Here is a 22,849-nt window from a genome sequence, read left to right on the forward strand (position 1 = left end):
ACATATATAAAAATCTGTCGTATTATGAATATGGTTATTGACCATATAACCTCTCATAAATTCTCAATACCCTTTTATACCATAGTTGAAAGATGGAAACCCACCATCTTTCTTTTTTTTTATAAAAAAATGCAAAAAAAAGAATAGAGCCCTTACTGTTGAGCTCTATTTTCTATAAAGCAAAATATAATTGAACTGTCTTAGTTAATACATCTGAATAGCTGTATGTTACTGTCCTTGGAATATCATTATCTAATCTTACTACAAAAATGCTTGGATGTGCACTTTCTATTACACCGTTGTTTATTAGGATCTTTTTTCTTCCACCGTTTGCCTTTAAAGTTACTTTTTCTCCTATATGATTTTCTATATTTCTCTTTATAGCGGCGATAGTCTTTACATTTTCCACATAAACACCTTCTTTCTTGATTATATTATACACCCAAACCCACTTATTGTCAAATAAAAATTATAATTTTACCATCTTCTATAGTAATTGTCAATGTAAACTTTTACCTTTTTTATTGCCGTTTTATACATTTATTATTATTCCTAATTTCTATTTTTTTATACAATTTTTTTTACTTTCTTTATATTTAAATATATGGCGATCTAGGATATCCTTCCCTATACTTTCCTCTAGTCTGTAATCCTCCTATACCTTTGATACCAGTTATAGTATTATCTATAACATCTGTTATCGATACTATCTTATCAATTCTTGTATAAGCTATTTTTTCGCATACTAAAACAGGATCTAAACAGTGTATCAAAACCCTGTTAGGAGAGCTAGCAAAATTAGCACCAGCATCCAGCATACACTCATAACAGCTCTGGCAAGCCCCTGCAAATATCACCAGTTCATCATAGCTAGAATTATAATTTCTCAAAGCTTTAACAGCATCTATATAATATTTTGAGTTTCTATAATTTTCTAGATTAAGATAATCATCTGGTGTTCGAAGAACACTATCATGTCCTGTCAAGACTACTATATCAGGTTTAATTTCCTTAACTAAATCCACTATGACCTCAGGTTGTTTCTTTTCTGCAACAGCACGCCCTACAGCATCTAGAGATAATTGCTTATATACTTTAAGACATGTCTCTAGATACTCACTATCACCATCTATATGAAGTATTTTTCCTGGTCTTCCAAATATCAATTCTTTATTTTGTTGATTTTTTAAAGATTTATTCCCTCTGTATAGATTATTTAAAGCCTTTGTAGCTTCACTGTCCCCTCTCATAGATACAGCTTTCTTTAATGCTTCTTCCACCCTTCTATTTAGAATTTTTTCTTTTGATCCTTCATATTCATCATCTACATTCTCCAAATCATCACTTCTTGAATCTGCTATTATTCTTATGCTAATTCCCTTTAAAATATATACTGTGTTCCCTTCGTCATCCTCCTTAATATCTATAATCTTAAAAGTTATATCCCTGTCATATGACTTCCTAACTACTAAATCTCCTACTTTCATTTTTACCTCTTAGTTATTGCTTTATATTATCCTATGTCGAATCTAATCTATTTGTACATAAAAAAGGTGAGATAAATATTATATTCGTTGCTCCGTCACTCCGCTCCAAGTGGCGCTCATATAGTATTTATCTCACTCTATACTAAAGGTAATAATTCCTCATTCCATTCAGAATTATGAAAATTATTTTTTATCTTTTTATACGTTCATAAATAGTAAAAAAGTGCACTTGGCACTTTTCTATTTTAAGTTATATTCATTTTGGAATTCATTTAAGAACTTTAGCATAGACTCTTGCTCGTTAATTATCGACTCTAGCTTACTACCAAAAGTGTTTTGCCCCCAATTAACCTCATTATAATAATATCTATTGGCAAGCCTCCAATATCTTTGAGGAAACTGTAAATAGGCATATAAGACTTTATATTCACTTTCTAATAAAGGTGAAACTTCATTATAAGACTCTATAATAGCTTTTGCAAAGTTAGTATCCCAATCAACTCTTTTTAATACCTTTATCATAAAGTTTGATATATCAAAAGTTCTAACTTCTCTCTTACAGTAATCAAAGTCTATAACATTACAGTTATTATTTGCGTCCAATATTATATTGTGATAAGTAAAATCATGATGGCAAAAACTCTTCTCATTTTCAGCTATCTCACATAACTTAATATATTCTGATTCTTCTAAAGTCTTTAGAGCTTTTCTACCAATTTCTTTATAAAACTCCATTGACTTTATATATAATAAATCAAAATTATTTTTATTATTTTTCTTTCTTACCATATCTCTCATCTTATCTAAAGATTTAATTCTTTTATTCATAAGATGAGTCCATCTACCTAAATCACTCTTCAACTTGGAATTCTCAGGAGGATCATATCCCTTAGATGCCTCATGTAGCATAGCTAAAGTACGAGCTGCCAATTTCACTTCGTCTATGTTATGAAAATCACACTCTCTTCCCTCTATCCACTCAGATAAAGTATAAAGATCCTCATTTACTAGGGCATATGGTTCCTCATCTATGTTCAAATAATACTTATCAACAGCATTAAATCCATTTTTAATTAGATGCTCTTTAGCTCCATAAACAAATAATAACTTTTGAGGTCCATAATTTATTTTTTTTAAACACTTTTCACCTTTATTAGTCTTTAGATAATATACTCCTTTATTGGCTTTTAAAGTCTCAATCTTGATATCAAACTGTCTTTCTATTTCGAATTCTCTCATCATAACCCTCACCCCCTTTATATTTATATGACTATATTTATTCTTTTATTAACATTTTATTCCTAAGTTTAATATAATAAATTAAAAACAATGAGAAAGGATTAAATCATGAAGATAGGCGTAGACGGTAGAGCTGCAAAATGGTATAGAGGAACTGGGATAGGAACATATACTTATCAACTTATTAATAGTATTAGTAAAGTTGATCATACTAATGATTATTTAGTTTATTTACCTGAAAATTCAGCTCTAGATTTAAGTGATAATTTTAATATTGAACTAGTTAGAGCCACAGCTTCATCAAACTTTTGGGATGAAGTTAGAGTACCAAATATTTTACATGATAACACTTTGGACCTTTATCATGTTCCTCAAAATGGAGTTGGGCTATATACTAATATTAATTGTCACAAAGCTATTACATTGCATGATATAATCCCATTGAGAATGCCAGAAACAGTTAGTGAACGCTATTTGTATATTTTTAATAATGAACTTCCTAAAATTATTAATGATTGTGATGGTATATTGACAGTTTCTGAATTTTCAAAGCAAGATATAGCAAAAGAATTTAACTTCCCAGAAGAAAAAATCTTTGTTACACATCTTGCTGCTGAGGATATATATAGGCCCTTAGATAAGTGTCAATGCAAAGAAATAATAAAAAATGAATATAATATTGAAGATGATTTTATACTTTATGTAGGTGGTTTTAGCCCTAGAAAAAATATAGTTGGATTGATCGAAGCTTTTTCACTTCTATCTAAAGGAGTAAAGAAGAATCTTAAGTTGGTTATAACAGGTAAAAAAGGGATTTCATATAATATTTATAAAAAGAGAGCAATAGATCTTCATATTGAGAATGATGTAATTTTTACAGATTTTATTCCTCTAGAAAAATTGCCTATTTTTTACAACGCTTCAAAATTACTAGCCTATCCTTCTTTTTATGAAGGATTTGGATTACCGCCTTTAGAAGCTATGGCATGCGGAACTCCCGTAATTTCTTCTAATGTAACATCGCTTTCAGAAGTCTGTTCTGAATCTGCTTTATTAATTAATCCTTATAATATTGATGAATTAAAAAATTCCATAGAAACTGTATTGAAAGATGATTTATTAAGAAAAGAAATGATTAAAAAAGGCCTTATGCAAAGCTCTAAGTATTCGTGGAATATAACGGCTGAATCTACAGTGCAAGCCTATGAAAAAATTATTAAATCTTAAATTTATAGTATAAAGGGCATCGATATTATATAAAACGATGCCCTTTATTATTTAATAAAAATATTGACTTAACTCAGTGATAAATTTTTTTATGAACTCCTCCCTGTGTATCTCATTATTAATCTTCTCCTTTAATCTATTTAAGAAAACTTCATACTCCCACTTCTTTTGCTTGTAATAATAATCTCTTGTAATTGTTGTAAAATCTTTTGGAAAACTTAAAATTCCATAGATTAATTTAATTTCATCCTTACTTAAAATATCTATAGAATTATATGATTCTAAAATTAACTTAAATGTATCCATATCATAATAAGTATTTTTTATAACTTTCATTGCAAAATTAGCTATATCTACAGCCCTTGCATCTATTTTGCAATAATCAAAATCTATAATTTTCACTTCATCTCCATCTATAATAAAATTATGATGGGCTAAATCATTATGACATAACACTCTCTTATTAAAATTTTCTAATAAGCTGTTATAATTACACATTGCAATAAGATCTATAGACTTTTGTATTTCATTAATGTGCTTATCGATATTATCTAATACAAGAACATCAAATTCTACTTTATGTCTAAATCTTAATATATATTCTTTAATATTAATAAGATCTTCCTTAGCTCGATTAAACTGATAGGGCAAGTATTCTCCTAAATTTCCCTTAACTGTATCAGCATCTAAAATATTAAATATCCCTCTAGAAGCCAAATGCATATTTGCTATAGCTTTTGAGCATATCTCTATTTCTACAGGATTGGTAAATGTTGCTTCTCTTCCTTCTATCATATTCAGAATTACATAAGTGTTTTCTCCAGATTTATGTGTCACTCTTCCTTCCTGATCTTCATAGTAACTCAAGATATCACCATATTTTTTAGATACATAATTTAGTGCTTTATTTATAAAATCTATTCTCTTGTCTGATGAATCTGTAAGCTTTAAAATTTTCTTCCCTTCAGTTGTTAATAATACAAAAACTTTTCTTAAAGGAACTATATCCTCGACTTCAAAAGATAGTTTGTTGAAAAACTCTTCACTCAAATCATATTTACATAAAATATCGTTATCTACATATCTAAATTTATTCATATTTACCCCACCTTTAAATTACTATTCCATTACTATCTATACTTCTAGCCTTATATAAATTCCTTAGCCATTCCCCTTCCTCTATCTGAAGTTTACCAAGAATATATTTTTCTATTATTCTTAGTTCTTCATTAGGATATGAGGTCAATGCTCTTAGATATTCCCTACTACAAGGTTCAAGTTCGGCAATCTTGATATAATAATCAATAATCTTATCCATATCTAGCTCAATATTTCGCCTTTTAATCTTTTTTATATAAGAATATATATCGTGTTCCTTAAGATTATAAGTTAAGTATCGTATAGTTCCCACTTTTATGCTCCCATCCTCTTCGACCTTCAAATTCCCTTCATCTACTCTAGTTAAACAAACTTCATAATTGCTCATGCTTCTTTTAATTAACCCTTTAAAACCATTTGTCTTTATTTGATTTATTGATTTTTTACCTAACTCTATTAACTCTTCTCCTCTATTAATTAGATAAAAGTCTATAGAGTTCAAAGAAGTCTTGTTCTCAATTTTCCCTAAATATTTACTAACTAATATTATCTGTGAATAATACGCATTCACTTCCTTACCAATAGATGCACCGATTCTAGGAAATAAATTTTCTTTATATTGACCTATCTTATTATGAAAAGAGACTATATTATCTATTTGTTTATATATATTTTTATTATCTTCATCTTTATCTTTAGAAATTTTTCTATTCAAAACATATATCCCCCTATTCTCTAAATAGGAGTTTAATTCAGATTTCTGCATTCTCTCACTCCCTAATAAATAAAGCTTTCTAAAAACTCTTCTCTTTTTTCTCTATCCCCTAAATATTTTGTTAATTTATTTATAAGAAACTCCTCTCCCCAAGGCTGTTGTTCCCAATAATATTGAAGTCCTATTTGCCAAAATCCTTGAGGAAATCTAATAAATCCCTTCATAAGCTTTACTTCATCATTAAATAAACTATGAGTATTCGCATAAGAGTCCAATATTAGATTAGCCACCTCATTACTCCATCCCCCATCTTTCATTACCCTAATTAATAATGAAGCTAAATCATGAATATGAGTATCTAAGATGCAATAATCAAAATCGATTATATTTACTTCATTATTCTTATTCATTAAAACATTATGATGTGCATAATCATGATGACAAAAGCCTCTTTTAAGAATCTCTTTATTCATTAATTCTATATATTTACTATTTTTAATCTCATCTATAGCTCTTTTACCTCTATCTAATTCCTCTTCTATAGCTCCTAAATAAATATCATCAAACTGTGACTTATAAGCTTTCTGATAAATTCTCCTTTTAAAATCCAATATTTCTTCACATCTTGTTTCAAAAACATTTATCCATGAAAACCAAGCAATTCTTGGTCTCATGTTATTACTTAATGTAAAACCTTCACTAAAGTTATGAAGTTCACCTAATGTTTCTGATGCTAACTTCAACTCCATTGAGTTTTTATAGTTACAGCTCTTAGATTCTATCCATTTATTTAAATATGCAAATTTATTCCCGAGACTTATATATCCTAAATTATCTTTAGTCATAATTATTTCTGGCATCTTTTTAAAGCCTCTTCTTCTTAAATGATCAATAGCTGAAAATATAAAATAAAAATGAGGATGCTGATATTTAATTACCTTAATACCATAATCCCCATCATTTGTTTTTATCTTATAGCTATTCTTAACTTTCTCTATAGTTTCTACTCTCAATAAATACTTATCCTCAATTTCATTCTTTATATATGAAATTTCCATAGGCTTCTCCTTAAGATTAATTCTATGTTATTATATGAACTCACTTATTTTATTGTGTTTATAATCATAGAATTAAATAATTATTAATATCTATAATATAAAAGAGTAATTTAGGAGGATCACTATGAACATTTCCATAGATGCTAGAGGAATCAACTTATATAACGGAACAGGTATAGGTACTTATACTGAAAATTTAATTAAAGAAATGCTTAGTATTGATAACGAAAATGAATTTTCACTTTTCTGGACAGGTAAGAACTACGAAAAATATAAAAAGAATAATTGTAAGATAGTGTTTACCTCTAGTAAACATGGTAGTTTTTATGAAAATTATTATTTTCCAACATTTATAAAAAATAATAAAATAGATCTTCATCATATCCCTCAAAACGGAATTGGACTTTGCGATAACTACGATACTAATTGTATTGTAACAATTCATGATTTAATTCCTTATATATTACCTGAAACAACTGGTAGAAGATATCTCGAAAGATTTCTTAAGAATATGCCAACAATAATTGATAAATCAAAAGGAATTTTGACTGTTTCTGAATATTCTAAGAAGGATATATTAAAATTTTTTAATCATATTCCTGAAGATAAGATATATGTCACTCCTTTAGCGGCAAATTCTAACTTCAAGCCATTAAATAAAGAGCTCTGTAGAAAGCATATGCAAGAAAAGTTTAATTTTTCGAAACCTTATATTTTATACATAGGTGGATTTAGCCCAAGGAAAAACGCTAAAGATCTAATTCTATCTTTTGATAAAATTTACAAAGATTTAAAAGAACCTCATGTCTTATTATTAGCAGGGTCCTTAAAAGATGAAGGGAAAAAACTACTAGATCTTTCTAAAACATTGAGTTCTTCAGATAATATTATTTTTACAGGATTTATAGAAGATGAATTATTGCCTACCTTGTATAATGGTGCTGCTGCCTTTGTATATCCTTCTCTTTATGAAGGTTTTGGATTGCCACCATTAGAATCTATGTGCTGCAAAACACCTGTAATAACTTCTAATATAACTTCTATTCCTGAAGTTACAGGTGATTCATGTATTCTTATCAATCCTTTAAATAGAGTGGAGCTAGAAGAGGCTTTAGTTAATTTGCTAAATGATGATGACTTAAAAAATGATTTATCTAAAAAAGGCTATGAAAGAAGCCTCCAATTTTCATGGAGAAATACTGCCATGAAAACTTTAGAGGCTTATAAAATATTTAATAATATCTAATTATAAAGCATTTCTTTTAATCTATCATAATCTTTTATAATTGGGGCCCTTTCAACTATATTAGACAATATTAAGAAGGGGCTACTTCCCTCTATATTGACTATCTCACTTTCCTTTTGTTTAATATTTAAGGAATATAATGAGCTAGGGAAAAATTTATTATCTAAAAGCTCTTCCGATAACAATTCTTTATTAGTAGATGCAAATGCTATAAATGCTTTTATAGCTTCTCTATTTTTATCTACATTTAATGCTACTAAACTTTTTCCACCTAAGTCATAGAACTTATTTTCTCCAACACTATAACTTGGTGGATTTTTACATCCCCATATACCAGCAATATTCCCTTCAGTAATATCTTTATAAAAATCTATTGATGCTATTCGAAATAAATAATTGCTATCTTCAGTTACAAATTCATTATTATATATCTTACTAATCTCTTCTAAAATACTCACTTTTGTGTATTTAGTATCTTTATTATCTACTAATTGGGCTGTAACTAATAATTCAATATTATTCTTGTCAGCTACTGAAAATAAATTAATTTCCCCAGCAGTTTTAGACTTTATTTCACTACCTACTCTTAATAAATCATTCCATGTATTTAATTGTGATACTTCAAAGCCATAGTTACTTAATATATCACTTCTCACATATAATGCTATTGGCTTAGATTCAAATGGAACTCCATAATAATTTTCATTAATTTCAACTTGTTGAAGTCTGCTATCATTAAAATTTTTATTATATGTATCGATTATATATTTATTCTCCTCTATAAAATCAATTTTATCTTTTATCATATCTATTTCCATAAAATCTAGTTGTACTATGTTAGGCAAACTTTTTTCATTTGTATTCATAATTCTATTTAAATAATCGTCTTTTCCTATACTTACAACTTCTATATCAACTTTTTTATTACTTTGTATAAATTCATTAGCAATTTCCAAAAAATAAGTATAATATAAATCGTTTGTCCAAATTACAATCTCTCCCTTTAACTCTTCTCTATTAGATTTATTAAAGAATAAATTTATACTAAAAATAATAAAAAAAACTGATAATACTATTAATACTAATTTTTTTCTAATTCTCACACTCTCACATCCTAGCTACAAATAAATTATACACTATTTTATTATTATTTATATAATAATAAAGCTTTGATTTTTATATATTATTATAATATAATAATTTAATATTCAAATCATCAGATAGGAGATTATTATGCATATTGATAGCTTAAATTATTTTTTTCAAGTTGCTAGTTTGAAAAGCATTTCAACTGTTGCAAAAAATTCACATATTTCACAATCTGCACTTAGCCAACAAATAGCTAAGCTAGAGAATAAACTTAATGTACAATTATTTAATAGAACTAATAAAGGGGTATCATTAACTTCTGAAGGGGAAATTTTATATAAGTACACTGAAACAATTTTAAATGCTTATGATAAAATGCAAGAAGAACTATTAAATTCAGTAAACAAGAAAAAGTTTGTATCTATTCAATCTGTAGAATCATTAGGATTGACTATTTTACCTATGGCAATTTCTAGATTAAAAAAACATTTTTCTTCTTATACAATAAATCTTGGCACTATAGATTGTTGCTCAAAATCAAATCTATTTGATAACTTATGTGATATTTTAATATGCTATAGTAAACGTGAAAATATTCATGGTTTTACAACAAAATTAATAGGTACTGATGAAATAATTCTAGTTGCGGACAAAAATTTCCCAATGAACTCAATAACAAAGGAGCAAATATTTGATATACCATTAATATTTGCTTCAGATAAAAGTTGTTTAAAAAAATTACTATGTAATGAATTAAATTGCGATGATATGCTTTTTGATAATTCAAACATATTATATAGTACTAGCTCCTATTTTTCTGCTTTGAAAGGTGTTTCTTCTAGTAAAGCCGCTACATTTATACCTTCAAGCATATACAAAAATTATCATTCACTGCCTAATATCAAAATAATTAAAATTGATAATTTATCTCTTAATCTGCCTGTATATATAAGCTATTTAGATTCATTTTATAAAACTAATTCCGAATTTGTTAAATCCTTAAAAAACATACTAAAGAGTTACTTAATTTAAGCAACTCTTTAGTATGTCCTCTGTAATAACCAATTAATTATCTGTCTTAACACATTTTTATACTCATTATTCGGAAGTCTATCTACTCCCTTAAGGCATTTATTTATATACTTCTCAGCTAATTCTTTAGCCATTTCTATACCATTATTATCCCTAACTAATTTGATTATTTCACTTACATCATCTTCAGAATAATAATCTTTTCCAAGAATATATTTAAAATCAGATTTATTATTTCTATAAGCATATATTAATGGAATAGTATAAATACCTTGCTTTAAATCATTAGCAGCTGATTTTTTGATACTTTCATCATTTCCTTCATAGTCTAGAATATCATCTATTATTTGAAAAGCCATCCCTAAATTATGACCAATATTTCCAAGTTCTCTAGATACCTTTTCTCCGGCGTTACATTCTGCTGCCCCTAAATATAATGATATAGAAAATAATTCTGCTGTTTTTCCGGATATTCTGCTTAAATAATCCTTAACTGAAAAATTCATAGAAAATCTAGAATTCAGTTGATTTACTTCTCCCATACAAATCTTTGACATGGCTCTTGAATCAACTTTTATTGCTTGCAATGATGAATTAGTCGCTAATATCTTAAAGCATACGCAAAAAAGATAATCTCCTATATATACAGCATAATCTTTACCATATTTAGATTGAATAGTCTCTTTTCCTCTTCTAAGTTTTGAATCATCTATTACATCATCATGCACTAAAGTTGCCATATGAAGCATTTCTATTACTGCTGCAGTAGGAATTGCCTTATTTTTATCGTTATCACCGAATTTTGATCCTATTAAAACAAAAGCAGGTCTTAATAATTTCCCACCTGATTCAATTAATTCCATTATAGATTTTTCTATTTTCTTATCTTTGCATTTTACATTTTTCTTCATTAAATTTAGCACTTCAATAAGCTCTTGCTTTATTTCCGGATAATTATTCCAAATATTGTCCATTCTATTCCACCTTCTTAGTGATTAAAAAATCATATATTTATTTTTCACCGCATAACTATTTAGCTATTGAACATTGGTAATTTTCTCAAGTGTGCAACTGCATAGTTTGCTGTTATTCCAATAAAAATACCCGTCCCTATTCCTATAATTGATAATACAGGCAAATATAACATAACTCCTATGTTCTTTACTATTAATGAAGCAATTATTAATTGTCCTACATTATGAAATATAGCTCCTGCTGAGCTAACTCCGATAATACTAACCTTATCTCTAAACAACTCTTTTACTAATATCATTGAAAAGAAACTTAATATTCCTCCTGCTGCACTATACATAAATGAAGATAAGTTTCCTCCAAACATAGTTGATAATGTAAGTCTTAAAAACATAACTAAAAAAGCATCTTTTTTACTATCTAGTGTATATAAAGCAATTACAGTAATTAAATTTGCTAAACCTAATTTAGCACCTGGTGTTATAAAAGGTACAGGAATCGAACGTTCAATAATATGCAAAACTAAAGCTTGAGCAACTAACAATCCAATATATACTATTTTACTAGTCTTTCTCATAGCATCACCTTAATATGATAGTATAACATCATCATCTGCCATCCCTTTAATCTCTATCATCACTTTATTAGGAAGACAAACTAAACTTTGTCCTGGCTTCTCAATATGTTCTGGATTCATACAAACCTTATCTGGACAATCAGCTTCTATTATACCTATTTCATTATCTTTTATCTTAATAATATTAGTTCCTAAATCTGTACTTAACTCTATTGTCTCTTCACCCTTATGCTCTGATAAAGGTACTGTTTTATATAGCTTTCCAGCAACTGTTATTTCTGCATATGTATTGTTAAACCCTTTTCCAACTGAGGCACCTAACAAGATTTCAGGTAAAAAGGATAATAACATCAATACTGCAATTATAACAAAGTCTAATTTTTTAAACATATTAAACCTCTCTCTGTTATAATATAACAACATTATAACTTAACAATTTATAAGGTAGAGTATTAAAACTCTACCTTATAAATTTCATTATACATATATATTTAATTTATTTCATCATTATTTTGCACTTTTATATATTGGTTGTTTCTTACCATGCCAGAAATTATCTGCCAACCTTGTAATCCACGGCATAATATAGTAATCTAAACCAAATGTTCTACCAGCTCCACCCATTAGTGCTATAGAACCAAAGAAGTACCATAATATATCCCATCCAGCCATAGCGCATAATATAAAGTTAATTACCATTCCAGCGGAAACTGCACTAAATATAAATGTGAATAATCCTGCTATTAAACAAAGACCCATTCCTATTTCCATTAATACAACTATTCTTTGGAACCAAACAGCAACTTCTGGGTTTGGCATAACAACTTGCATTATTGAAGCATACCAGCCTGGAACTTCCTTAAGTATTGGTGTAGCCCACTCTGTTGCTGCTTCTCCAGTAGAAGCTGAAGCCCCAGATGTAGCATCTTTTAACCATGTAAATGGCATGTTTATATTACCAGCTTTAGTCCAGCTATCAGCACCTATTGTTATATTTTCGAAGAATCCTTTAATGCTACCAGCGTCCCACATTTTTTCCCATGTAGATTCACCAAGTAATTTCTTTATACCTTCAATTAACCATAAACAACCGATATATAGTCTTAATGGCACTAACCATAATCTATTTGCTTTAGAAGATACATGACCTCTCATTACAGATCTTCTATCTTCCATTGTAAAGAACTCATGTTGTAAATAATTATATACAGCATTAATATTATTTACTCCCCATAGGTAGTACATATTAACTAAATGCTTCATCATCATTGCAATGAATCCTGATAATTTCATTCCCATTAAGTTAGCAACACAGTATCTTCCCCCGATTGAAACCATAAATCCATGATAATTTCCTTTGAATTTTTCCATTTCTTTATTTTCAATTGAGGCAATTATATTTGTAACTGCAGTATTAGCTGTTTGTTCTGCTGCTTCAACTATTTGTGGAGTACCCTTGCCTGCTTCTTCTTCAAAGTAAGCCATATCCCCAACAACATAAACATCTTTCTTTCCTACAGCTTGCATATATTCATTAGTTTGTAATCTTCCAGCTCTAGCTGTTTCTAAGCCATATTCTTTAGCATCTTGATTTCCTTGTATTCCACAAGTCCAAATTAATGTTCTTGTACTTATTTCTTCTCCACCTTTTAAAGTTATCTTATCTTCACTAACTTCAACTATTGGTGAATTCTTTAATACTTCTACTCCATGTTTAACCATATACTTTTCAGCTTTATCTGCTTGTTTTCTATCTAACATATTTAAGATAGTTCCCATAGCTTCAACAACTTTTAAAGTAACTTCTGTTTCATCAACATTGTATTCTCTTGCTAATCTACTCTTCCATTCTAGAAGTTCTCCAGCCATTTCAATACCAGTAAAACCTGAACCTGCTACTATAAACGTAAGCATTTCCTTTCTCTTACTAGCATCTCTTTCTAATCTTGCTTTTGCAAACATATCTTCAATATGATGTCTTATTTTTAGTGCATCTTCAAATGACCATAGGGTAAATCCATTTTCTTTTACTCCAGGTACTCCAAAGAAAGCAGGTTCACTTCCTGTACCTATAACTAGATAGTCATATGAATACTCTCCATATGTTGTTTTTACAACTTTAGAGTCTGTATCAACCTTCTCTATGAAATCAGTTACAACTTTAACTTTTGTTTTACCGAAAATTTTGCATAATTCAACTTGTACTGATTCTGGATGAACTCTTCCACCAGCAACTTCATGTAATTCTGTCATTAATGTGTGATATGGATTCCTATCTATTAACGTTATCTCCACATCATTATTTTTTTTATATTTCTTAGCTAATTTCTTAGCAGCATGGACACCACCATATCCCGCACCAAGAACAAGTATCTTATTTTTTGACATGTCGCACCCTTCCTTTCAACTCAAATAATTCAAAATAGCATATTTAATTCTATACACTAATCATTAATATGTCTATATTATGAAAAATATTTTTTTGTCGAATTTTTAACAATATATTTAGGGTTTTTTAAACGTTTTTTTCTTTAGAATCCTTATATTATCTAATCTACAGGTGATTGTTTATATTTTAACACTATTAGTTTTACTTATGCTTCATAAGAATTTCGAATACCAATTTCATTATATTTTGTGTATAATTAAACCGTAATTTAAAACATTTAAACATAAATTAAATACATTTGAGGGGGATTTTTTATGAAATCAAGAAGAGTTATAAGCTTATTAGCTGTTGCTGCTTTAGCAACTACTATATTTGTAGGATGTGGTTCTAAAGAAGCCGGATTAAAAGATGGTACATATACTAAAACATCTGAAGCTGATGAAAGAGGATATACTTCTTCAATAGAAATAGAAGTTAAAGATGGAAAAATCGCTACTGTTAAGTACGATGAAGTTTCAGCTGATGGAGTAAGCAAATTAGATGATGAAGCTTACAACACTAAGATGAAAGAAGTTTCAGGAAGCAACCCTGTAGAAGCTATCCCAGCTTTAGAAGCTTCTTTAGTTGAAAAGCAAGATGTTGCTGCTGTTGATGCTGTAACAGGTGCTACTAGCACTTCAGATAAATTTAAAGCTTTAGCAGAAGAAGCTTTAGCAGAAGCTAAGTAATTACTGTTGAAAAATAGGACTTTAGGCTCTTGTCTAAAGTCCTTTGTTATTTATATATATTTTTGCTAATAATAATATTAATTATTATCAAATTAGGAGGATTTTTATGACAAAAAAAACACTAAAAAAACTCGTTTTTTACCTTTTGTTAATTTTTTCTCTTGGAATTTTGGCTGGTTGTTCAAATAATAACAAAGTAATGGAGCCTTTATCTAGAAGCGAAATATTAATGGGTACCGTAGTAACCGTAACTCTTTATGATAGCAATGATGAAGAAGTGTTAAATAAAGTCTTTACTAAAGTTAAAGAGCTTGAATCTACTTTAAGTATTAATGAAAATGGTACATTAGTAGATAAAATAAATGAATCTGCTGGCATTACTCCTGTAAAAGTAGATGATGACACATATACTCTTGTGAAAAAAGGAGTAGAATATTCAAAACTTTCAAATGGATTATTTGATATTTCTGTAGGACCTATAGTAAAGCTTTGGAACATAGGACTTCCTGAGGCGAAAGTTCCTACTCAAGAAGAAATCAATGAGAAACTTCCACTTATTGGATATCAGGATATTGAACTTAATGATACTGATAAGACAATTTATTTAAAAAGAAAAGGTATGATGATAGACTTAGGCGGAATAGCTAAAGGATATACAGCAGATGTAATTTCAGATATATTAACTGAACAAGGTGTTAAGAGTGCCATAATAGATTTAGGTGGAAATATCTTTGCTCACGGTAAAAAGCCTAATGGTGATGAATGGAGAATAGGAATCCAAAATCCATATTCTGAACGTGGTGATCAAATTGGCGTTCTTACTACTAGTAATAAGTCTATCGTTACTTCTGGTATATATGAGAGATATATTGAACAAGATGGGGTTAAATATCATCATATTTTAAGCCCTAAAACTGGATACCCTTACGATAATGAAATTGCAGGAATTACAATAGTAAGTGATAAATCTGTTGATGGAGATGCACTATCTACCTCTGTATTTGCAATGGGGGTGGAAGAAGGCATGAAGTTTGTCAATTCCCTAGATGGTATAGATGCAATATTTATCACTAAAGATAAAAAAGTTTATATAACTAATGAACTAAAAAATATTTTTAAATTAACTGATTCTGATTTTACCTTAGAAAATTAATATTAAAAGGATTAAGAATAATTATTTACTCCTTATCAAATATTAAAATAACAAAAAAGTCCCTTATCATTTAAGGGACTCTTTGTTATTTAATTATTAAATACTAACAATTGCAACCGCCTTGTCCATGATCTCCAGGTTTATTTTCAGATTGATCTGGTTTTCCTATACATTTACCATTAAATGAAGATGTTTCTAATTCAGTATATCTTATTACTATATTGTCTTTATATATCTTTAACATATACTTTGTATTTGGGCATAATGGTCCCAATAAGAATTGTCCATGACAGTCTGTGAAAGTGTGAGTCAAAGGATAAGGATATCTGTAACCTTCAACTACTTGTAGTAATTTAACTACTGCATCTACTACAGGCATTCTATTACAGTCTAAAACTGTTCCAAATATAACTGATCTTTTTTCCTCTGGTAATTTAATTATTGCTTCAATTTGTTCGTTACATCTTGTCTTTAATTCACATGATGCTATTCTTCCGCTCATAACTTTGCCTCCTAAGTTTTGAAAATAAGTTTTTTGTTATTTATACTATAGTTTATTCCGTTAACACTAAAATGTGATTTAATAGTTATATTTTTCTTTAAAAATTCCTAAGGCTACTTATCTTTAATAATTCTACAAAATAAAAAAGACTAGTTCCTTGAACATTCTCTGTAACATTTTTATGTTACAGTTCAGTTCATTTTCGAACTAGTCTATTATATTAACTCTTTGCTTCTAATTGTACATTAAATGTTTTATTTTCACCATTTCTAACTACTTCCACACTAACTATATCGCCCTCTTCTTTAGTGTCTCTAATAGCTTTTAACTCATCAAAAGTCTTAATTCTTTTACCGTCAAATTTAACGATTAAATCTCCACCTTGTAGTCCTGCCTTTTCTGCTGGAGAAAACTCTGTTACTTGAACTATATATAATCCTTCATCCATATTATATTGTTTAGCAAGCTCTGAATTAATTTCTCTTATTGATATTCCTAGATTTAAAATAGGTTTGGATAATGATTCTATTCTATCTTTAACTTCATCTATTGGAATAGAGAATCCTATTCCTTCAACTTCATCTGAAGCTATTTTCATATTATTGATTCCCACTACTTCACCCTTTGTATTAACTAAAGGACCACCACTATTACCTGGGTTTATTGCTGCATCTGTTTGTATTAAATTTAATTGTACACCAGAACTTGTTTCTACTGTTCTATTTACTGCACTTACGATTCCACTAGTAACAGTTTGATTAAATTCTTTAGATAAAGGAGTACCAATTGCTATAACTTGTTCTCCTGGCTTTAATGCATCTGAATCTCCAAGTTCAACTACTGCTGGAACTTTTACACTATCATCACTTATCTTTAACATTGCTACATCTTGATTTTCATCGTAATTAACAACCTTAGCTTTGACGTCTCTTCCATCAGATAATGTTACTGTCACTTCCTTAGCGCCTTCAATTACATGATAATTAGTTAAGATATAACCTTCCTCATTTATTATAAATCCAGAACCTATCCCCTCTGTTTCTTGAGGTATAATTCCACTATAATCAATTACTCCACTAACAGATACAACAACTACTGCTGGTGCGACCCTTTCAAAAGCTTCACTAGCTGTTAACGCTTCTGAATCAGTATTGAATGTTTGAGGATTTTCAGTTATAACTTTATTATTTGATCCATTAATGTAATTTTTCATTATATAATAAGTACTTCCACCACCTATAGCTCCGCCTAACAATCCCACTATAAGAGCCAAAGCTATAAATTTAAATGTACCTTTTTTCTTTTTTTTCTTTGGTTTATTTGAAATATCATTTATCGGATGGACATAAGATTCTTTCTCAAAACTATGATCTTCATAAGTATTTTCTTGTTTGTCTATTAATTCTTTATCCCTGTTTACATCTTCATAATTTTCTACATCATATATATTATCTTCATTCATTTGAAAGTCCTCCTAAAATATTAATAATTCCTATTACAATTATTAATATAACCCTTCTCTGTGACAATTATATGACATATATCTAACAAAATTAATTTATTTAATTATTTTTTTGTAGTCTTTCTATCTCATTAGCTTGTTTAATAACTTGTCTTATTCCTGTTATTACTGTATCAGGCTCGTACATAGAGACAATACTCTCTTCATAATCAACATTATAAACTTTGGTTAGATCTTCATCTCCTAAATTAGATAAGACTTCTTGTCCAGGTTTAGCTATTAAGTAATAAGGCTTTCCTGAAAATACACCATCCTCCTGACTAAAGTTATTACCAGATGTTATATTTTTATTTTCATTACTTACAGCTTTATTATAACTAGCTTTTGTTCTATGAGCTTTGAATTCTTCTAATGCGTTCTCATCAAGCTTATTTTCAAATTCATCAGTACTGCAAGCTAAATTAATCTTATCTAGTAATGTTGTGAGCCCTATTTCGGAACCAATTTTTTCTACATTTCTTCTAAATTTGTCAAAAAACATACTTCTTTTATATTGATCAGTATTAATTTCATCTTCAACTAAAGGATTTACTAAAACTATACCTGCTACTAAGTCTGGATAAGCTTTAGTAAACTCTGTCAATACAAGGCTACCGTATTCCTCTCCTACTAATATATATGGAGCCGGTACACCAGCTTTTTTTAGTAATAACCTTAAATCTTCAGCTTGTTCTTTAGGTGTTCTTATCGATCCACTATCACTAAAGCCATATCCTCTTCTATTATATGTAAAAGTTACAACGTCTCCATAATCCGATACTAATTTTTCTGATATCTCATTCCATTGATTTAAGTTAGTACCAATATTACCATCAAAGATTATAGTATATTTACCTTCCCCATCTAATTTAAAATCTAATCTTTTATCATTAACTCTTACATAGTCAACTCTTTCTTTTAATGTTTCTTTTGTAATAAAATTACTTACTCTTTGAAATATAAAGCCAACTGATAATACTATTAATATTATAAGAATAATCTTTTTAGCTCTATCCTTTGGATTTAATTGTATTTTCATATTTACTTTATAAAGCCCATTTGAATGTGGCAAAAGTTTCACTTATACCATCCCCCCTATAGATTATAACTTTAAGTTTGGCTTTGCATTTATATTTAAAGGAGCTTCTAATCCCTTAATAAAATTGAAATAAGCCGCACTTCCTATCATTGCTGCATTATCTGTACATAAGATTTGTGACGGAAATAATACCTTTATTCCCTCTTTAGAAGCTGATTTTATCAAAGCTTCTCTTAAGGCAGAATTTGAAGCAACCCCTCCTGCAATAGCTATTTTATCCACATTCTTTTGTCTACATGTTTTTAAAACATTTTGTTTCAAAACATCTATTACTGCTTTTTGGAATGATGCAGCTACATCTGCTTTATTTATTTCTATATTTTGCATCTTACATTTATTTAAATAATTCAACACAGCTGACTTAACTCCACTAAAAGAGAAATCTAAGGTATCATCATGAAAGTTTGCTTTCGGAAACTCAATAGCATTTTCATTACCCTCTTTAGCTAACTTATCTATCTTAGGTCCACCTGGGTATCCAAGTCCTAGTGCTCTTGCAACCTTATCATAAGCTTCACCTGCTGCATCATCTCTTGTTTGACCTATTACCTCATATTCACCATAATCTTTAACATGAACTATAAATGTATGCCCTCCTGATACTACTAATGATACAAATGGAGGCTTTAAATCCTTATGCTCTATATAGTTAGCACAAATATGTCCTTCAATATGATTTACACCTACTAAAGGTTTTTTTAATGAATATGATAATCCTTTTGCATATTGTAATCCTACTAATAAAGCTCCAACTAAACCTGGGCCATATGTAACTCCAATAGCATCTATATCTTCTAATTTAACATTTGCCTCTTCTAAAGCTTCAGTAACTACACCATTAATAACTTCAATATGCATTCTTGATGCAACTTCCGGAACTACTCCCCCATACTTTTTGTGGGTTTCAATTTGAGAAGCAATTATATTTGATAATACTTCTCTGCCATCTTTTACTATTGCTGCTGATGTTTCATCACAACTTGATTCTATTGATAAAATTAATTTACTTTCCATCTATTTTTTACCTCTTATTTATTTTTCTATTCCTTAGTTATATTGTATAAGCCATTCAATTATTGTATATTAAAATAAAGCTATTAGCTTATCATATATTTCTTTCGTTTCATTGATTATTATATAATGAATAACAAAAATATTCATTAATTTTTGTTAGAATTAATGGATTTTTAAGGATATCTAAAATTTTAAAGGAGTTTTTAAATGAATACATATGCTAAGATAGTTGTACCTGGATCCCCTATAACAAAATCTAATTTTAAACTTCACAATAAAGATGGTAGAGCTATTCTTCCTAGCAATACTGGAAAATCACATGATAGATATGCTATTTACGAAGAAAAAATAGCATACTATGCTAGATTACAAAATCCTGGAGTTATATTAGAAGAGTCCCTTATAGCTATATTAAAAGTTTATTATAAAAGTGAAAAAAGGCATCCAGATACTGCAAACATAACTAAAAGTATTTTTGACGGAATAGAGAAGAGTGGTCTTATAGTTAATGATGCCCAAATAACTAGAATAATTACAGAAGAGTTTTATGATAAAGAAAATCCTCGCTTTGAGCTTGAATTCTTCGGTGAAAGTAAATATGAAGTTTCTTACTCAATTAAAGAGAAGGCAGAGTATAGTGATAAGAAAATATACTCAAGTCTAAAGAAAAACCCCGCCACTAGATTAATAAAAAATGCATCTACCAAAAAAGAAGATAATAGTAATGCTTTAATTTGTGATTTTTGCAATAAAAAAATTAAAGAAGAAAATATAATTAGAGGAAATGGTGGAAAAACACTAGTGTGTAGAAATTGCTTTAATAAATTGTTTTAATTGAGGTGAATATATTGAACCATAATAATTTTATATTTATAGGCGATAGTTTAACCTTTGGGTATGGAGTAAATAAAAATAAATGTTGGATAGAAATTTTAAGAGATTCTATTCTATCTTCAAGTATAAATCTTAATATTATTAATAAAGGAATTAATGGAAATACAACTACAGATATGCTAAATAGATTTACTGAGGATGTAATTAAATTAAATCCATATACAGTATTTATAATGGGGGGAACTAATGATTTATTATCTAATAGGCATTTAAGTTTAATACTTGATAATATTGAATTAATGATAAAAGAGGCGCAAACAAAGACTAATAATATAATCATAGGAATTCCTCCAAGAATTGTAAAGGAAGATGCATATAGATTATTTATGCCCTCTTCAACTTATGATTATTGTGAAAATACTCTTCCTATTTTAAGAGATAAGTTAATAAAGCTTTGTGAAAGCTATAAAGTTAAATACATTGACTTTTATAATCTAACTGCAAATTTAAATCAAAAAGAAATATATTTAGATGGCATTCATCTAAATGAGAATGGCCATAAAATTTTATTTGAATCATTTATAAAAATGCTAGATTTAGATATAAATAAATAGCTAACAATTATAATGGAGCTGCCAAGGCAGCCTCATTATTAATACACATATTTTTTTAAATACTTAGATACTAATTCTCCCACCCTATATCCGTCTTCTCCACTTTTAAAAAGATCTCTATCTCTAGTTAATACTGTTCCACAAGCAAATATTCCTTTTGCTGAAGTTTCATTATTTTTAACTATAAGACCTCTTCTCTCATCTATATCAATTTTGGCTTTTCTAGCAAAAGATATTTCTGGAAAATATCCAACAGTTAATACTACAGAATCACACTCTATAGTTGTTATACTTTTATCTTCTTTATTTTCTATATCGATACTTTCTACTCTTTCATTTCCATGTAAGTCAACTACTCTACTATTTTCTATAATATTAATATTCATATCTTCAATAAATCTTTCCCATCTATTATTTAAAGGTCTTCTATAAGATTTATCTATTATTGCATTGACTTTAGCACCTTCTATTATTAACCTCATAGCTAAAATTAATGACCAATTATTCTTACCTAGTATAACAACTTTTTTTCCTGGTAAGTATCCTTGTAAATTAATAAGCTTATGTGCAGAAACCAAAGTATATATTCCAGTATATTTATGAATAGGTATATTAATATTACCTGTAAACTTTTCTCGACATCCTGATGCTATGATAATTGCTTTAGCTTTAACATCTTGTATTCCTTCATTAGGATTTACATAAGTAACTATCTTATTGGTGGTAAGCTCTAAAACCTCAGTATCAAGTTTATATTCTCCACCATGTGCCTTAAATTCTCTAATAAGTTCACTACCTAGCTCTGGACCAGTAACATCTTTTCCTAAATAATACTTTCCAAAGCCACCATGTATGAATAAATTTAAGTTTCCACCTAAATCGCTATTTCTTTCTAGTAGTAATACTTTTTTAATTCCATGTTGAAGAGCAGAAACCCCTGCTGAAAGTCCAGATGCTCCTCCTCCAATTATTATTAAATCATATTGAAGCATATGTAACCTCCAATCAATTATAAATAAAATACATCTAATATTATATCATAAACAATAACTAAATATAATATCGGTTACAATAATCATTTGCTATTAAAATCATTAAGTTTTTAATTATAAAAACTTAATAAAATCTTGTTTGATTTATATAAACCTCTATACTATAATTTAAGTATTATTGACTAGAGAAAGGAAATTAATAGACTTAATAATCAGTCTGTTAATTAAGGTGATTACATATTGAAAAAAATTTTAGAAGCATTAAAGAATAAAACTCTAAATA

Annotated in this window: 23 protein-coding genes; 7 read left to right on the forward strand and 16 right to left on the reverse strand. The window is 28.5% G+C overall.

The window, feature by feature from the left end; genetic code table 11:
- Positions 1-172 precede the first annotated feature (172 nt).
- From QK892_RS01530 to QK892_RS01540, 3 genes are all read right to left on the reverse strand, one after another.
- A complete protein-coding gene (locus tag QK892_RS01530; protein WP_317271756.1) occupies positions 173-409 on the reverse strand; it encodes a Veg family protein in 237 nt (78 codons plus the stop codon).
- Positions 410-596: 187 nt separating this feature from the next.
- The gene (gene yabG, locus QK892_RS01535) at positions 597-1,487 is read right to left on the reverse strand and encodes a sporulation peptidase YabG (RefSeq protein WP_317271757.1); all 891 of its coding nucleotides are present in this window, start codon (positions 1,485-1,487) and stop codon (positions 597-599) included.
- 240 nt (positions 1,488-1,727) lie between these two features.
- A complete protein-coding gene (locus QK892_RS01540) occupies positions 1,728-2,729 on the reverse strand; it encodes a CotS family spore coat protein (protein ID WP_317271758.1) in 1,002 nt (333 codons plus the stop codon).
- Between the two features lie 105 nt (positions 2,730-2,834).
- Between QK892_RS01540 and QK892_RS01545 the strand changes: the two genes are divergently transcribed.
- The gene (locus QK892_RS01545) at positions 2,835-3,953 is read left to right on the forward strand and encodes a glycosyltransferase family 4 protein (protein ID WP_317271759.1); all 1,119 of its coding nucleotides are present in this window, start codon (positions 2,835-2,837) and stop codon (positions 3,951-3,953) included.
- Between the two features lie 51 nt (positions 3,954-4,004).
- Here QK892_RS01545 and QK892_RS01550 read toward each other — a convergent pair whose 3' ends face one another.
- The 3 genes from QK892_RS01550 to QK892_RS01560 form a co-directional block, all read right to left on the reverse strand.
- Positions 4,005-5,051: a CotS family spore coat protein gene (locus tag QK892_RS01550; protein WP_317271760.1), complete on the reverse strand. Its 1,047-nt coding sequence runs from the start codon at positions 5,049-5,051 to the stop codon at positions 4,005-4,007.
- Positions 5,052-5,064: 13 nt separating this feature from the next.
- Complete coding sequence (locus QK892_RS01555) at positions 5,065-5,766, reverse strand: hypothetical protein (protein WP_317271761.1); 702 nt, start codon at positions 5,764-5,766, stop codon at positions 5,065-5,067.
- Positions 5,767-5,828: 62 nt separating this feature from the next.
- A complete protein-coding gene (locus tag QK892_RS01560; RefSeq protein ID WP_317271762.1) occupies positions 5,829-6,824 on the reverse strand; it encodes a CotS family spore coat protein in 996 nt (331 codons plus the stop codon).
- Positions 6,825-6,948: 124 nt separating this feature from the next.
- On the opposite strand from QK892_RS01560, the gene QK892_RS01565 reads away from it, so the two are divergent.
- Positions 6,949-8,070, forward strand: coding sequence for a glycosyltransferase family 4 protein (locus QK892_RS01565; RefSeq protein WP_317271763.1), 1,122 nt, complete (start codon positions 6,949-6,951; stop codon positions 8,068-8,070).
- Here the strand turns inward: QK892_RS01565 and QK892_RS01570 are convergent.
- Positions 8,067-9,173, reverse strand: a complete 1,107-nt coding sequence (locus QK892_RS01570) for an ABC transporter substrate-binding protein (RefSeq protein ID WP_317271764.1) — start codon at positions 9,171-9,173, stop codon at positions 8,067-8,069. The two genes, QK892_RS01565 and QK892_RS01570, sit on opposite strands and share 4 nt — an antisense overlap.
- A 130-nt stretch (positions 9,174-9,303) precedes the next feature.
- Between QK892_RS01570 and QK892_RS01575 the strand changes: the two genes are divergently transcribed.
- Complete coding sequence (locus QK892_RS01575) at positions 9,304-10,191, forward strand: LysR family transcriptional regulator (RefSeq protein WP_317271765.1); 888 nt, start codon at positions 9,304-9,306, stop codon at positions 10,189-10,191.
- An 8-nt stretch (positions 10,192-10,199) separates the two neighbouring features.
- Here the strand turns inward: QK892_RS01575 and QK892_RS01580 are convergent, their stop codons facing one another.
- The 4 genes from QK892_RS01580 to QK892_RS01595 form a co-directional block, all read right to left on the reverse strand.
- Positions 10,200-11,165 (reverse strand): polyprenyl synthetase family protein, encoded by a 966-nt coding sequence (locus tag QK892_RS01580; protein WP_317271766.1) that lies wholly within the window; start codon positions 11,163-11,165, stop codon positions 10,200-10,202.
- 59 nt (positions 11,166-11,224) lie between these two features.
- A complete protein-coding gene (locus QK892_RS01585) occupies positions 11,225-11,740 on the reverse strand; it encodes a Gx transporter family protein (RefSeq protein ID WP_317271767.1) in 516 nt (171 codons plus the stop codon).
- Positions 11,741-11,749: 9 nt separating this feature from the next.
- Positions 11,750-12,130 carry a NusG domain II-containing protein gene (locus QK892_RS01590; protein WP_317271768.1) on the reverse strand — a complete coding sequence of 127 codons (381 nt, stop codon included), beginning with the start codon at positions 12,128-12,130 and terminating at the stop codon, positions 11,750-11,752.
- Positions 12,131-12,247: 117 nt separating this feature from the next.
- Complete coding sequence (locus tag QK892_RS01595) at positions 12,248-14,128, reverse strand: FAD-dependent oxidoreductase (protein ID WP_317271769.1); 1,881 nt, start codon at positions 14,126-14,128, stop codon at positions 12,248-12,250.
- A 315-nt stretch (positions 14,129-14,443) separates the two neighbouring features.
- Between QK892_RS01595 and QK892_RS01600 the strand changes: the two genes are divergently transcribed.
- Entirely contained in the window at positions 14,444-14,857 is a 414-nt protein-coding gene (locus tag QK892_RS01600; protein WP_317271770.1) for an FMN-binding protein, read from the forward strand.
- Between the two features lie 106 nt (positions 14,858-14,963).
- The gene (locus QK892_RS01605; protein ID WP_317271771.1) at positions 14,964-16,010 is read left to right on the forward strand and encodes an FAD:protein FMN transferase; all 1,047 of its coding nucleotides are present in this window, start codon (positions 14,964-14,966) and stop codon (positions 16,008-16,010) included.
- A 103-nt stretch (positions 16,011-16,113) separates the two neighbouring features.
- Here the strand turns inward: QK892_RS01605 and QK892_RS01610 are convergent, their stop codons facing one another.
- The 4 genes from QK892_RS01610 to tsaD all read right to left on the reverse strand — a co-directional run bounded on the left by QK892_RS01610 (position 16,114) and on the right by tsaD (position 20,126).
- The gene (locus QK892_RS01610) at positions 16,114-16,512 is read right to left on the reverse strand and encodes a carboxypeptidase regulatory-like domain-containing protein (protein WP_317271772.1); all 399 of its coding nucleotides are present in this window, start codon (positions 16,510-16,512) and stop codon (positions 16,114-16,116) included.
- A 220-nt stretch (positions 16,513-16,732) separates the two neighbouring features.
- The gene (locus QK892_RS01615; RefSeq protein WP_317271773.1) at positions 16,733-17,974 is read right to left on the reverse strand and encodes a S1C family serine protease; all 1,242 of its coding nucleotides are present in this window, start codon (positions 17,972-17,974) and stop codon (positions 16,733-16,735) included.
- Between the two features lie 100 nt (positions 17,975-18,074).
- Entirely contained in the window at positions 18,075-19,094 is a 1,020-nt protein-coding gene (locus tag QK892_RS01620; protein ID WP_317271774.1) for an alpha/beta fold hydrolase, read from the reverse strand.
- A 21-nt stretch (positions 19,095-19,115) separates the two neighbouring features.
- The gene (gene tsaD / locus QK892_RS01625; protein WP_317271775.1) at positions 19,116-20,126 is read right to left on the reverse strand and encodes a tRNA (adenosine(37)-N6)-threonylcarbamoyltransferase complex transferase subunit TsaD; all 1,011 of its coding nucleotides are present in this window, start codon (positions 20,124-20,126) and stop codon (positions 19,116-19,118) included.
- A gap of 207 nt (positions 20,127-20,333) precedes the next feature.
- Here tsaD and QK892_RS01630 point away from each other — a divergent pair, with 207 nt between their 5' ends.
- Together QK892_RS01630 and QK892_RS01635 are read left to right on the forward strand one after the other, a co-directional pair.
- Positions 20,334-20,960, forward strand: a complete 627-nt coding sequence (locus QK892_RS01630; RefSeq protein ID WP_317271776.1) for a RusA family crossover junction endodeoxyribonuclease — start codon at positions 20,334-20,336, stop codon at positions 20,958-20,960.
- Positions 20,961-20,974: 14 nt separating this feature from the next.
- Positions 20,975-21,574 carry a GDSL-type esterase/lipase family protein gene (locus QK892_RS01635; protein ID WP_394854996.1) on the forward strand — a complete coding sequence of 200 codons (600 nt, stop codon included), beginning with the start codon at positions 20,975-20,977 and terminating at the stop codon, positions 21,572-21,574.
- A gap of 38 nt (positions 21,575-21,612) precedes the next feature.
- Here the strand turns inward: QK892_RS01635 and QK892_RS01640 are convergent, their stop codons facing one another.
- Positions 21,613-22,566 (reverse strand): NAD(P)/FAD-dependent oxidoreductase, encoded by a 954-nt coding sequence (locus QK892_RS01640; protein ID WP_317271778.1) that lies wholly within the window; start codon positions 22,564-22,566, stop codon positions 21,613-21,615.
- Positions 22,567-22,849 lie beyond the last annotated feature (283 nt).

This window comes from Clostridium lamae, assembly GCF_033043255.1.
Lineage (GTDB): Bacteria > Bacillota > Clostridia > Clostridiales > Clostridiaceae > Clostridium > Clostridium lamae.